Source organism: Arthrobacter koreensis (assembly GCF_009193255.1).
GTDB classification, from domain to species: Bacteria; Actinomycetota; Actinomycetes; order Actinomycetales; family Micrococcaceae; genus Arthrobacter_B; species Arthrobacter_B koreensis.
In genome coordinates, this window is record NZ_WACG01000002.1 from 358168 (window position 1) to 372039 (window position 13872).

The 13872-nt window shown below is 65.3% G+C and carries 11 protein-coding genes; all 11 read left to right on the forward strand.

Annotated features, from left to right (window positions below; all coding sequences use genetic code 11):
- Position 1 precedes the first annotated feature (1 nt).
- The 11 genes from GD628_RS08595 (at position 2) to gap (ending at position 13847) form a co-directional block, all read left to right on the forward strand.
- Positions 2-1918 (forward strand): ABC transporter ATP-binding protein, encoded by a 1917-nt coding sequence (locus tag GD628_RS08595; protein ID WP_152274602.1) that lies wholly within the window; start codon positions 2-4, stop codon positions 1916-1918.
- A gap of 97 nt (positions 1919-2015) precedes the next feature.
- Positions 2016-2393 carry a GntR family transcriptional regulator gene (locus tag GD628_RS08600; RefSeq protein WP_226802442.1) on the forward strand — a complete coding sequence of 126 codons (378 nt, stop codon included), beginning with the start codon at positions 2016-2018 and terminating at the stop codon, positions 2391-2393.
- 54 nt (positions 2394-2447) lie between these two features.
- Positions 2448-5342: an excinuclease ABC subunit UvrA gene (gene uvrA, locus GD628_RS08605; RefSeq protein ID WP_226802443.1), complete on the forward strand. Its 2895-nt coding sequence runs from the start codon at positions 2448-2450 to the stop codon at positions 5340-5342.
- A 101-nt stretch (positions 5343-5443) separates the two neighbouring features.
- Positions 5444-6139: an HAD hydrolase-like protein gene (locus GD628_RS08610; protein ID WP_193313229.1), complete on the forward strand. Its 696-nt coding sequence runs from the start codon at positions 5444-5446 to the stop codon at positions 6137-6139.
- Entirely contained in the window at positions 6126-6794 is a 669-nt protein-coding gene (locus tag GD628_RS08615) for a lysophospholipid acyltransferase family protein (protein ID WP_152274437.1), read from the forward strand. Before GD628_RS08610 ends, GD628_RS08615 begins: the two co-directional genes overlap by 14 nt.
- A 71-nt stretch (positions 6795-6865) precedes the next feature.
- Positions 6866-8869, forward strand: coding sequence for an excinuclease ABC subunit UvrC (uvrC, locus tag GD628_RS08620; protein ID WP_091605016.1), 2004 nt, complete (start codon positions 6866-6868; stop codon positions 8867-8869).
- A 101-nt stretch (positions 8870-8970) separates the two neighbouring features.
- Positions 8971-9870 (forward strand): RNase adapter RapZ, encoded by a 900-nt coding sequence (gene rapZ, locus GD628_RS08625; RefSeq protein WP_091605013.1) that lies wholly within the window; start codon positions 8971-8973, stop codon positions 9868-9870.
- Positions 9871-10896 carry a gluconeogenesis factor YvcK family protein gene (locus tag GD628_RS08630; RefSeq protein WP_152274438.1) on the forward strand — a complete coding sequence of 342 codons (1026 nt, stop codon included), beginning with the start codon at positions 9871-9873 and terminating at the stop codon, positions 10894-10896.
- 10 nt (positions 10897-10906) lie between these two features.
- Entirely contained in the window at positions 10907-11887 is a 981-nt protein-coding gene (whiA, locus tag GD628_RS08635; RefSeq protein WP_091605006.1) for a DNA-binding protein WhiA, read from the forward strand.
- 107 nt (positions 11888-11994) lie between these two features.
- Positions 11995-12621: a superoxide dismutase gene (locus GD628_RS08640; RefSeq protein ID WP_091605003.1), complete on the forward strand. Its 627-nt coding sequence runs from the start codon at positions 11995-11997 to the stop codon at positions 12619-12621.
- Positions 12622-12842: 221 nt separating this feature from the next.
- The gene (gene gap, locus GD628_RS08645) at positions 12843-13847 is read left to right on the forward strand and encodes a type I glyceraldehyde-3-phosphate dehydrogenase (protein WP_152274439.1); all 1005 of its coding nucleotides are present in this window, start codon (positions 12843-12845) and stop codon (positions 13845-13847) included.
- Positions 13848-13872 lie beyond the last annotated feature (25 nt).

Here is a 13872-nt window from a genome sequence, read left to right on the forward strand (position 1 = left end):
CATGCATGGCCGCGGCGGCGGTCCCACAGCCAAGCCGGCAAGCTTCAGGGCCTCCAGCTCCCGGTTGCTCAGGCTGCTCTCACCGGACACGTGGCGTGTAGCCGCCGTGCTGGTCTTCGGCGTCGTCTCCGTGGCGCTCGCCGTCACCGCACCGAAGGTCCTCGGCGATGCGACGAACGTGATCTTCGACGGAGTCATCGGCGCCTCCCTGGCACCGGGGGTTTCCAAGGCAGACCAGGTCCAGGCGCTGCGGGAATCCGGTCAGACCCAGCTGGCGGACATGCTCGCCGCCATGGACGCGGTTCCGGGGCAGGGCATCAACTTCACCACGCTGGGCATGCTGCTGATGGCCGTGCTCGGCATCTACCTTGCGTCCTTCTTCTTCGGCTGGGCCCAGGCTCGGGTCACGGCGCGCATAGTGCAGAACGCCATGTACCGGCTGCGCAGGGACGTGGACGCCAAGCTGTTCCGGCTCCCCATGTCCCATTTCCAGCAGCAGTCCCGGGGAGACGTGCTGAGCCGGGTCACCAATGACATTGACAACCTGGCCCAGACCCTCTCGCAGAGCATCACCCAGGTCATCACCTCAGTGCTGACCATCCTGGGGGTGCTGGGCATGATGCTGTGGATCTCCCCGCTGCTGGCCATGATCGCCGTGCTCACGGTTCCCGTCTCCGCCGTGGTGACCGTCCTGATCGCCAAGCGCTCGCAGGTGCAGTTCAAGGCCCAGTGGAAAACCACCGGCGAAGTCAACGGCTACATCGAGGAGATGTTCACCGGCCAGGACGTGGTGAAGGCATTCGGCCAGCAGGAGCGCGTCGTGGAAGGTTTCCATCCGGGGAATGAACGGCTCTACGAGTCTTCGTTCCGCGCCCAGTTCGTCTCCGGCGTCATCATGCCGACCATGACGTTCATATCCAACCTGAACTACGTCGCCGTCGCCGTCGTTGGCGGCATCCAGGTGGCCGGCGGCGCGCTGTCCATCGGGGGCGTGCAGGCGTTCGTGCAGTACAGCCGTCAGTTCAGCCAGCCGCTGGGCCAGCTGGGCGGGCTCATTAACATGCTCCAGTCCGGCCTGGCATCCGCTGAGCGGGTCTTTGCCCTGCTGGATGCGGAGGAGATCGCACCCGATCCCAGGGATCCGGTGCGGCTCGGAAAGGTCCGCGGCGACGTCGCCTTCAGGCACGTCAGGTTCTCTTATTCACCACAGGTTCCGCTGATCCAGGACCTCTCCTTTGACGCTAAACCGGGCCAGACGGTTGCCATCGTCGGACCAACCGGAGCCGGGAAAACCACGCTGGTGAACCTGTTGATGCGCTTCTACGACGTGGACTCCGGCGAAATCCTGCTGGACGGCGTGAACACCATGGCAATGACCCGCGACGACGTGCGCCGCCGCATCGGCATGGTCCTCCAGGACGCCTGGCTCTTCGAGGGAACCATCCGGGAGAACCTGGCCTACGGGGCACCGGACGCCACCGAAGAGCAAATCATTGCCGCCGCGAAAGCCACCCACGTTGACCATTTCGTCCGTTCGCTGCCGGAAGGCTATGACACTGTCCTCGAATCAGACGGCGGGTCGCTGAGCCAGGGGCAGCGCCAGCTCATCACCATCGCCCGGGCCTGGCTGGCCAACCCGTCCATCCTCGTGCTGGACGAAGCGACCAGCTCGGTGGACACGCGGACCGAGGTGGCCATCCGCCTGGCCATGGGAGCGCTGCGCGAGGCCCGCACGAGCTTCGTCATTGCCCACCGGCTTTCCACCATCCGCGACGCGGACGTCATCCTCGCGGTACGCAACGGGGAAATCGTCGAACAGGGAACCCATGAGGCCCTCCTGGACGCCGGCGGCTTCTACGCTCAGCTCTACCAGTCCCAGTTCAGCGAACCGGCTTCCACCGCTGACTCACCGGAGTAGGTTCGTCCTCCGCCGGCCCGGGCCAGGTCCGTGGCAAGATGGATCCGGTACCGGCCCGGATCCGCGGACCGGCGGCAGGTGAAAAGAGAGCGGTGGCATGGACGACGGCGTGCTCAACTGGGTGCGGATCGATGCGGCAAGCTCGGTGCCCCCGTACGAACAGCTCCGCCTGCAGATCCTCGACGCCGCCAATGACGGCAGCCTGCCCGTGGGCACCCGGCTTCCGCCGGTGCGTACCCTCGCTGCGCAGCTGGGACTGGCGGTCAATACGGTGGCCCGCGCCTACCGCGAACTCGAGCAGGCCGAGGTGGTAACCACGCGGTCCCGGGCCGGCACCGTCGTGGCAGCCGCAGGGGACAACGGACGCCGCCGCGTCGCCGAAGCCGCACGGGTTTTCGCCGAGACGGTGAGCGCCAACGGGGTGGACCACAAGGAAGCGCTGTCCATCGTCCAGGCGGCCCTACGCCAGCGGTGAACACGCCCGCCCTCGAATACGTCTTCGAATCCCGTTTGATCTAGAGTGGAAAGCGTGTCTACCGCGACTTCACTGACTTCTGGCCACAATCCGCACCCATCCGGCGATCTTTCGCGCCTGGTGGTGAAGGGTGCAAGGGAACACAACCTGCAGAACGTGGACCTTGATCTCCCGCGCGACGCCATGATCGTCTTTACGGGCCTCTCCGGATCGGGAAAGTCTTCCCTGGCGTTCGACACGATCTTCGCCGAGGGCCAGCGGCGCTACGTCGAGTCCCTTTCCTCCTATGCCCGGATGTTCCTGGGCCAGGTGGACAAGCCCGACGTCGATTTTATCGAGGGGCTCTCACCGGCAGTTTCCATCGACCAGAAGTCAACGAGCCGGAACCCCCGCTCGACCGTGGGCACCATTACCGAGATCCACGACTACATGCGCCTGCTCTGGGCACGCGTAGGCACTCCGTTCTGCCCGGTCTGCGGTGAACCCGTCACCCGACAGACCCCGCAGCAGATCACCGACCAGCTGCTCGAGCTTGAAGAGGGCACGCGATACCAGATCCTGGCCCCGGTGGTGCGCGGACGCAAGGGCGAGTTCGTGGACCTCTTCAAGGACCTCGCTGCCAAGGGCTACTCGCGTGCCAAGGTAGACGGCAAGACCATCCAGCTGTCTGATCCGCCCAAGCTGGGCAAGCAGTACAAGCACACCATCGAAGTGGTCATCGACCGCCTGGTTGCCAAGGAAGGCATCCGCCAGCGGCTTACGGATTCCGTTGAAACCGCCCTGGGGCTGGCAGACGGCCGTGTCCTGGCGGACTTCGTGGACCTCCCGGAGGACAGCCCGGAGCGGACCCGGAGCTTCTCCGAGCATCTTGCCTGCCCTAACGAGCACCCGCTGGCCATTGACGAGATTGAACCGCGGTCCTTCTCCTTCAACAACCCGTTCGGCGCCTGCCCGGTGTGCACCGGAATCGGCTCACGGCTGGAGGTGGACGAGGAGCTGGTGGTTCCCAATCCGAACCTCAGCCTCGCCGCCGGCGCAATCGCGCCCTGGTCGATGGGCACTGCCACCACCGAGTACTGGAACCGCCTGCTGACCGGCCTGGCCAAGGACATGGGCTTCTCCATGGATGTGGCGTGGAAGAAGCTGCCCGCCAAGGCCCGGGAGGCCGTGCTGCACGGCAAGGACCACAAGGTGGTGGTCCAGTACCGCAACCGCTTCGGCCGGGAACGCAAGTACACCACGGGCTTCGAAGGCGTGATCGGCTACATCAAGCGCAAGCACCAGGAAACCGAGTCCGAGAGCTCCCGCGACCGGTACGAGGAGTACATGCGGGAAATCGCATGCCCCGAGTGCGGCGGCGCACGCCTGAACCCGGCCTCCCTGTCAGTGCTGATCAACAAGCGCAACATCGCCGAAGCCAGCGCCATGCCCCTGCGCGACGCCGCTGCCTTCTTCGAGAACCTCGAACTGACGGACCGCGAGGCGAAGATCGGTGAGCAGGTCCTCAAGGAGATCAAGGCCCGCCTGACCTTCCTGCTCGACGTCGGCCTGGAGTACCTGTCCCTGGACCGTCCGGCTGCAACCCTGTCCGGCGGCGAAGCCCAGCGGATCCGCCTGGCAACCCAGATCGGCTCCGGCCTGGTTGGTGTGCTGTATGTCCTGGATGAGCCGTCGATCGGACTGCACCAGCGGGACAACCGCCGGCTGATCGAAACCCTGGCCCGGCTGCGGAACCTCGGCAATACCCTGATTGTCGTAGAGCATGACGAAGACACGATCCACGAAGCCGACTGGATCGTCGACGTTGGACCCGGGGCAGGGGAGAAGGGCGGCGAAATCGTCCACTCCGGACCGTTGTCCGAACTGCTCACCAACACCCGCTCCGTCACCGGCGACTACCTCGCCGGCCGGCGGAAGATCGAGATTCCCGCGAAGCGGCGCAAGGTGGACAAGTCACGCCAGCTCAAGATCGTCGGTGCGCGGGAGAACAACCTGCGCAACATCGACGTCAGTGTGCCGCTGGGTGTCTTCACCGCAGTCACGGGCGTCTCCGGTTCCGGCAAGTCCACGCTGATCAATGACATCCTCTACCGGGTCCTGGCCAGCAAGCTCAACGGCGCAAAGCACGTTGCGGGGCGCCACACCCGGGTTGACGGACTGGAACACCTGGACAAGGTCATCCACGTGGACCAGAGCCCCATCGGACGCACACCGCGCTCCAATGCGGCAACGTACACAGGCGTGTTCGACCACATCCGCAAGCTCTTCGCCGAAACCACGGAAGCAAAGGTCCGCGGCTACCTGCCGGGCAGGTTCTCCTTCAACGTCAAGGGAGGGCGCTGCGAAGCCTGCCACGGCGACGGCACCCTGAAGATCGAGATGAACTTCCTGCCGGACGTCTACGTTCCGTGCGAGGTCTGCCATGGTGCCCGTTTCAACCGGGAAACCCTGGAAGTCCACTACAAGGGCAAGAACATCGCCGAAATCCTGGACATGCCGATTGCCGAAGCGGCTGAGTTCTTCGCTGCCTTCGCCCCGATCGCCCGGCACCTCAACACGCTGGTCGACGTCGGACTCGGCTACGTCCGCCTGGGCCAGCCGGCCACTACGCTCTCCGGCGGCGAGGCCCAGCGGGTCAAGCTCGCGGCCGAGCTTCAGAAGCGCTCCAACGGCCGCAGTGTCTACGTGCTGGACGAACCCACCACCGGCCTGCACTTCGAAGACGTGCGCAAGCTGCTCCTCGTGCTCCAGGGCCTGGTGGACAAGGGCAACACCGTGATCACCATCGAACACAACCTGGACGTCATCAAGAGTGCCGACTGGCTCATCGACCTGGGTCCCGACGGCGGCACCGGCGGCGGCATGGTCGTCGCCTCGGGCACGCCCGAAAAGGTCGCGAAGTCCCCGGACAGCCATACCGGCAGGTTCCTGGCGGAAATCCTCGGCTAGGGGCCCTGCCCGGACAGCAAATACAGCTGACATATTCCGGTCCGGTTATACCTCCGGCTGCTGGTTTACCCTCCCGCGGTTCTCTGTGCGAAACTTGCCCGGTGACGAATTCAAGGCTCCTGGTCCTCTTCGACCTGGATGGAACGCTGGTGGACCCGGCCGGCAGCATTACCGGAGGCATTGCGGCAGCTCTCGCCGCATCGGGACTCCCCGTCCCGCCAGCCGCTGAGCTGGACCGCATGGTGGGGCCAGCGCTGAAGGATTCCCTCACCGGAATCGCTGCGGTGCCCGCGGACCGCCTGGAGCACGTGATCGCCGAGTACCGCAGGGGCTACCGGGAAACCGGAATGGCCTCGAGCAGGCCGTACCCCCGTGTAGCGGACGCCGTGCGTACCCTGCGGGCTGAAGGCGCACTCGTGGCCGTCGCAACCCAGAAGCCTGAACCCCTTGCCTGTGAACTGCTGGCAGTCCAGGGGCTTGATCTCCTGTTCGATTCGATCCATGGTTCACCGGCAGACGAACGGCTGGCCGCTGCCGACGGCAAGGTCTCCATTGTGCGGGCAGCCCTGGCGCAGCATGCCGGCGAGTATTCCACTGCCGTGATGATCGGCGACCGGTCCCACGACGTCCATGGTGCTTCCGCCAACGGCATCCCGTGCATTGGAGTGGGCTGGGGATTCGCGCAGGACGGCGAGCTTGAGGCAGCCGGTGCCGCCGCCGTCGTGCAGTTCCCGGAAGACCTGGTCCCGGCCGTGCATTCATGTGTCCGGACGGCAGGTGCACATGGGACTCTATAACCTCACCCGCTCGAGCACGCGCGGTCTCATTTCCCTCTGCCGGCCCACCATCACCGGACTGGAGCATATCCCCACCAGCGGGCCCTTCATCGTGGCAGCCAACCACCTGTCCTTCCTGGACAGCGTGCTCATCCAAGCGCTCATGCCCCGCAGGGTCGGGTTCTTCGCCAAGGCCGAGTACTTCACCACACCCGGCCTCAAGGGCGCCGCAATGCGCAACTTCTTCGAGAGCGTGGGGTCCATTCCGGTGGAACGCGGCCAGCAGGCGGCCAGCGTTGCTGCCCTCAAGTCCCTGCTCGACGTCCTGGAAACGGGCGGCGGAATCGGCATCTACCCCGAGGGCACGCGGTCCCGTGACGGGCTGCTCTACCGGGGCCGCACCGGCGTCGGCTGGCTTGCCCTCACCTCGGGTGCGCCGGTGGTTCCGGTAGGCCTGGTGGGCACGGAGAGGCTGCAGCCTGCCGGCAAGAAATGGGTCAAGCCGCACTCGTTCACCATGACCGTGGGCCGCCCGCTCTACTTCTCCAAGACAGGACCCCAGCATGCGCTTCCGGAACGGCGCCGGGTGACCGATGCGGTCATGGACGCGATCGCCGAACTGTCCGGGCAGGAACGGGCCGGCAGCTACAACCAGAACAAGCCCGACGGCGCATAGGCCCCTTCCGGCGCTTTGCGCGGGCGGCGAACCCGGCTCCGGCCGCCGGGGCTGGGCCGTAGGATGGAAAAGTGGCAGATCCAGCAACTTACCGGCCCCGGACGGGGGAGATCCCGACCGAACCCGGGGTATACCGATTCCGGGATGAATACCGGCGGGTCATCTACGTTGGCAAGGCGAAGAACCTCCGTTCACGGCTGAACTCGTACTTCGCCAGCCCCCGGCAGCTGATGCCCAAGACCCGGGCCATGGTCTTCACGGCCACCAGCGTCGAATGGACGGTGGTTGGTACCGAACTCGAAGCACTGCAGCTTGAGTACACCTGGATCAAGGAATTCAATCCCCGGTTCAACATCATGTTCCGGGATGACAAGTCCTATCCGTACCTTGCCGTCACCATGGGGGAGAAGTACCCCCGCGCCCAGGTGATGCGCGGGGAACGCCGGAAGGACACCCGCTACTTCGGCCCGTTCTACCCGGCGAAGGCCATCCGCGAGACACTCGACACCCTCCTGCGCGTGTTCCCCGTCCGCACCTGCAGTGCAGGGGTCTTCAAGCGGGCGGAGCGCACCGGCCGGCCCTGCCTGCTCGGATATATCGACAAATGCTCCGCTCCCTGCGTGGGCCGGATCAGCCCGGAAGACCACAAGGCGCTGGCCGCTGAACTCTGTTCCTTCATGTCCGGCGAGGGAAAGCGCTTCATCAATGACCTTGAAAAGCAGATGCAGGCAGCGGTTGCGGATCTGGACTATGAGTCCGCAGCACGGCTCCGGGATGACATCGCCGCACTGAAGAAGGTCTTCGAACGCAACACCGTGGTCCTGTCAGAGGACACCGACGCGGACATCTTCGGCATGGTGCAGGACGAGCTCGAAGCCTCGGTGCAGGTCTTCCACGTCCGCGGCGGCCGGATCCGCGGCCAGCGGGGCTGGGTGGTGGAGAAGGTCGAAGACATGGACACCGGCGAAATGGTGGAACACCTGCTCCAGCAGGTCTACGGTGAGGCCTCGGCACAGGACAGCATTCCGCGGCGCGTCCTGGTGCCCGTGCTGCCGGAAAACGCCGAGGAACTACAGGTCTGGCTGCACGGCCTGCGCGGCTCCAAGGTCAAGATCTCAGTCCCTCAGCGCGGGGACAAGAAATCACTGATGGAAACCGTCACCCGCAACGCCGAGGACGCCATGCGGCTGCACAAGAGCCGCCGTGCCGGAGACCTCACCACCCGGTCCGCCGCGCTGTCCGAACTGCAGGAGGCGCTGGACCTGCCGGTTCCGCTGCTGCGGATCGAGTGCTACGACATCTCCCACGTCCAGGGAACCAACGTGGTTGCCTCGATGGTGGTCGCCGAGGACGGGCTGATGAAGAAGTCCGACTACCGGCGCTTCTCCATCACGGGCGAGGCCGCACGCGATGACACTGCGTCCATGTACGACGTCATCTCACGGCGGTTCAAGCACTACCTGGCGGAAAACTTCGATCCCGCCGCGGAAGTTCCGGATGCCGAACCCGGCGCCGGCGCTCCTGTCCCCGGTCCCGGCACCCCGGTGGCTGACACGCTGACGGCAACGCCGAAGGCAAAGTTCGCGTACCCGCCCAACCTGGTGGTGGTCGACGGCGGCAAGCCCCAGGTCTCAGCGGCGTCGAAGGCCCTTGAGGACCTGGGCATCACCGACGTGTACGTGGTGGGTCTGGCCAAGCGGCTGGAAGAGGTGTGGGTTCCGGAAAGCGACTTCCCGGTGATCCTTCCGCGTTCCTCCCAGGCCCTGTTCCTGCTGCAGCGGATTCGAGACGAAGCACACCGTTTTGCCATCACGTTCCACCGGCAGAAACGCGGCAAGTCCATGACCGCTTCGGTGCTGGACTCAGTCCCCGGCCTTGGTCCGGCTAAGCAGAAGGCACTGCTGAAGCACTTCGGTTCCGTCCGCCGGCTCAAGCAGGCCGACGCGGCGCAGCTGCAGGAGGTGCCGGGCATTGGTCCATCGATGGCTGCCGCGCTGCAGGCCGCCCTGGCATCCACCGCCGTCGACGCGGCGCCGGCCGTGAACATGACCACCGGCGAAATCATTGAATCTTAGCTAGGCTGGGATGGCTGGGCTGCCCGGAACCTTTCCCGGGCAGGCGGTGAATAGCGGGCCCTTCCCTGCATGGGGAGCCCGGTGAGGGACGGGAAAGACGAATGACTGAAGTGGACGGGCTGCAAAGCGTCAAACCCGCCGAGTCCGAGCTGCTTGTTGTCACCGGCATGTCCGGTGCCGGCCGCAGCACGGCGGCCAACGCGCTGGAGGACCACGGCTGGTACGTGGTGGAGAACCTGCCTCCGCTCATGCTCGGAACCCTCACCGAACTCGTCTCGCGGATGCCGCACTCGATTCCCAAGCTCGCTGTGGTCATAGACGTGCGCAGCAAGGAGCTGTTCCAGGACATCCGGGAAGCACTGAACAACCTGCGGGCCGCCGGAGTCACCTACCGGGTCCTGTTCCTGGACGCCTCGGACCAGACCCTGGTCCAGCGCTTTGAGTCCGGCCGCCGGCCGCATCCGCTACAGGAGGACGGCCGGATCCTCGACGGCATCGCCGCTGAACGCGACGTCGTGAAGGAACTCCGCGATACCGCGGACATCATCATCGACACCACCAAGCTCAACGTGCACGCCCTGGCCACAGCCGTGACCGAACTGTTCTCCGAGCAGGGCCCCATAGTCCTGCGGCTGAACGTCATGAGCTTCGGCTTCAAGTACGGCCTGCCGGTCGACTCGAACTTCGTCGCCGATGTCCGCTTCATCCCCAATCCGCACTGGGTTCCCCAGCTTCGCCCGCACACCGGCCAGGATGCCGACGTCCGGGACTTCGTCCTCTCCGCCCTCGGCACGGAAGAATTCCTGGACCGCTACGTGGACGCGCTGGTGCCGGTGATTGACGGCTACCGCCGTGAGAACAAGCACTACGCCACCATCGCCGTCGGCTGCACCGGCGGCAAGCACCGTTCCGTTGCGGTCACCGAGGAGCTTGCCAAGCGCCTGGCCAAGCTGCCGCACGTGACTGTCGCGGCCCACCACCGTGACCTGGGGCGGGAGTAGGTGGGTTTCCTCACCGGCCCCATTCCGGTGCTTCCGGAGGGGTCCACGCTTCCCGCAACCAGCGGGACCAAACCTCCTGCCGTCGTCGCGCTGGGCGGCGGGCACGGACTCTCCGCCACGCTCTCGGCGCTGCGCCTGCTGACCACGGACCTCACGGCCGTGGTCACCGTGGCGGACAACGGAGGATCCTCGGGACGGCTGCGCGAGGAACTGGATGTGCTGCCTCCCGGCGACCTGCGCATGGCGCTGGCCGCGCTCTGTGACGACACGGACTGGGGGCGCACCTGGCGGGACGTCATGCAGCACCGCTTCAAGTCACGCCCCGGGGTTGAGGGATCGCTGGACAACCATGCGCTGGGCAACCTGCTGATCGTTACCCTGTGGGAGCTCCTCGGTGATCCGGTGGCCGGCCTGCAGTGGGCCGGCGCGCTGCTTGGCGCCCGCGGCCAGGTCCTGCCGATGTCCACCCAGCCGCTCACCATCCAGGGAGATGTTCTGCGCCAGACCGAGTCCGGGCTGCACCATGACACCGTGACCGGCCAGGCCGAACTGGCAGTAGCCGGCACCCGGTCCAACGTGCTCAACGTGCGGCTGCTGCCGTCCGACGCGCCGGCCTGCCAGGACGCGCTGACGGCCATCGAGAAGGCGGACTGGGTCATCCTGGGCCCGGGCTCCTGGTACACCTCGGTACTCCCGCACCTGCTCCTCCCGCAGATGAGGGACGCGCTCTGCGCAACCAGCGCACGCCGCTGCCTGACCATGAACCTGCTCAACGAAACGAAGGAAACCGCGGGCATGAGTGCCGTGGACCACCTGCACGCCATCCGGCGCTATGCGCCGGGGTTCAAGATCGACGCGGTGCTGGCGGACCCAGCGGTTGTCGGGGACCGGGACGCATTCACGGCGGCGGCCGCGGAAATGGGCGCACGGGCCGTCTTCGGTAAGGTAGGGGCAGCGGCTGGTGGGCCGGTCCATGATCCGCTGCGGCTGGCCGCTGCCTATCACGATATTTTTGGGGAAAGCTAGGAGTGTATTTGTGGCGCTGACTGCTGCAGTCAAAGAGGAACTTTCGCGCCTAAGCGTGAAGAAGTCCTCGGTACGTAAAGCCGAAGTCTCGGCGATGCTGCGTTTTGCAGGAGGCCTGCACATCATTTCGGGCCGGATCGTGATTGAAGCGGAAGTGGACCTGGCCTCCACGGCGCGCCGGCTTCGAGCCGCAATTGCGGAAGTCTACGGCCACGCCAGCGACATCGTTGTGGTTTCCGGTTCCGGACTCCGCCGCGGCAACCGCTACGTTGTCCGCGTCGTCAAGGACGGGGAATCCCTGGCCCGGCAGACCGGACTGCTTGACGCCCGCGGCAGGCCGGTACGCGGCCTGCCGTCCGTCGTCGTCAACGGATCAGCCGCGGATGCCGAGGCAGTCTGGCGGGGCGCGTTCCTGGTCCATGGTTCCCTGACCGAACCCGGCCGTTCCTCGTCCCTGGAAGTCACCTGCCCCGGCCCGGAGGCTGCCCTTGCCCTCGTTGGTGCAGCCCGCCGCATCGGCATCCAGGCCAAGGCCCGGGAAGTGCGCGGCGTGGACCGGGTAGTGATCCGTGACGGTGACACCATCGCTGCGCTGCTGACCCGCATGGGCGCCCACGACGCGCTGATGGTCTGGGAAGAACGCCGGATGCGCAAGGAAGTCCGCGCCACGGCCAACCGCCTGGCAAACTTCGACGACGCCAACCTCCGGCGGTCGGCCCAGGCAGCCGTTGCCGCCGGCGCCCGCGTGGAGCGGGCCCTTGAAATCCTGGGGGAGGACGTCCCGGAGCACCTTCGCTACGCCGGCGAGCTGCGGGTTGCGCACAAGCAGGCGAGCCTTGACGAGCTTGGCCGGCTGGCTGACCCGCCCATGACCAAGGACGCGATTGCAGGGCGAATCCGCCGGCTTCTTGCCATGGCGGATAAGCGCGCAGCTGAACTTGGTATTCCCGGCACTGAAGCCAATGTGACCCCTGAAATGCTAGACCAGTAACGTCTTGCATAGGATGGACTAAGCGTGCTGATTTATGCAGCACTATCAGACGTCCGGATGGACCCGCCATCCGGAACTATGGATCCGAGCATCAACGGAGGATTTTCGTGAACGAATACACACTGCCGGAACTGCCGTACGACTACGCAGCCCTTGAGCCCCACATCTCGGCACGCATCATGGAGCTCCACCATGACAAGCACCACGCCACCTACGTCGCCGGAGCCAACACCGCACTGGCCCAGATGGCTGAAGCCCGCGAAAAGGGCGAGTTCGGCAACATCCCGAAGCTCTCCAAGGATCTGGCCTTCCACCTCGGCGGCCACACCAATCACTCCATCTTCTGGAACAACCTGTCTCCCGAAGGCGGCGACAAGCCGGAAGGCGAGCTCGCAGCAGCCATCGAGGACTTCTTCGGATCCTTCGATGGTTTCCGCGGCCAGTTCACCGCTGCGGCCAACTCCCTGCAGGGCTCCGGCTGGGCCATCCTGGCCTACGAGCCGCTCGGCGGAAACCTCGTCATTGAGCAGCTCTATGACCAGCAGGGCAACATCCCGGTTGGCACCATCCCCCTGCTGATGCTGGACATGTGGGAGCACGCCTTCTACCTGGACTACGTCAACGTCAAGGCTGACTACGTCAAGGCCTTCTGGAACATCGTCAACTGGGCCGACGTCGCTGCCCGCTTCGACGCTGCACGCTCCGGCGCAACCGGGCTGATCCTGCCCGCGTAACACGCAATAATCGCGTCCTCGACGCCGATTATCAGGTGCCGCCGGTCACACACCGGCGGCACCTGCGCGTAAGATGAAGCAACGGCTCACGCAGTGCCTGACCGGCAATCCGTGCGCCGATGCAGGTCCGGAATGCGCCGCTCCTGTGAAGTCAACTGAAGTGGCCTTGCACCACTGAGGTCACTGATTCTCGAACGACCGCTATCAAGGAGAGAACAAAAGTGACTACTCGTGTTGGAATCAACGGATTCGGGCGTATCGGACGCAACTACTTTCGGGCGGCACTCGAACAGAATGCGGATCTGGACATTGTCGCAGTCAATGACCTGACCAGCCCCGAGGCCCTGGCCCACCTGCTCAAGTACGACTCCATTACCGGGCGCATCGGCGAAAGCGTCGAGGTCCAGGACGGGAACCTGGTGGTAGGCGGCAAGACCATTAAGGTCCTCGCCGAGCGGGACCCGTCCAATCTGCCCTGGAAAGACATGGGCGTGGACATTGTCATCGAATCCACCGGGTTCTTCACCAAGGCCGACGACGCCCGCAAGCACCTGGACGCCGGCGCCAAGAAGGTCCTGATCTCCGCACCCGGCAAGGGAGCCGACCGCACCATCGTCATGGGTGTCAACGACTCCGAGTACGATCCGGCCACAGACAGCATCGTCTCCAACGCGTCCTGCACCACCAACTGCCTGGCACCGCTTGCCAAGGTCATCAACGACGCGTTTGGCATTGAGCGCGGCCTGATGACCACCGTGCACGCCTACACGGCTGACCAGAACCTGCAGGACGGGCCGCACCGCGACCTGCGCCGGGCCCGCGCCGCAGCACTGAACATCGTTCCCACCACCACCGGAGCAGCCAAGGCGATCGGCCTGGTCATTCCCGAACTCGACGGAAAGCTGGACGGCTTCGCCCTCCGCGTACCGGTTCCCACCGGTTCCGTGACTGACCTGACCGTCAACCTGGCGCGCGAGGCCAGCGTCGAGGAAATCAATGACGCCTACAAGGCTGCCAGCGAAGGAAACCTCAACGGCTACCTGCGCTACTCCGACGAACCAATTGTCTCCTCCGACATCGTGACTGATCCTTCGTCCTGCATCTTTGATGCCCCGCTGACCCGGGTGATGGGAAACGAGGTCAAGGTTGTTGGCTGGTATGACAACGAATGGGGCTACTCCTGCCGCCTGGTGGACCTCACCGCGCTCGTAGCCTCGAAGCTCTAGGTCCCCACCCGAACGGCTAAGAAAC

Coding starts and splice junctions, on each gene's coding strand:
- GD628_RS08615 (WP_152274437.1), top strand. CDS start 6,126: ATGGGACTCTATAACCTCACCCGCTCGAGCACGCGCGGTCTCATTTCC.
- rapZ (WP_091605013.1), top strand. CDS start 8,971: ATGACTGAAGTGGACGGGCTGCAAAGCGTCAAACCCGCCGAGTCCGAG.
- GD628_RS08595 (WP_152274602.1), top strand. CDS start 2: ATGCATGGCCGCGGCGGCGGTCCCACAGCCAAGCCGGCAAGCTTCAGG.
- GD628_RS08600 (WP_226802442.1), top strand. CDS start 2,016: ATGGACGACGGCGTGCTCAACTGGGTGCGGATCGATGCGGCAAGCTCG.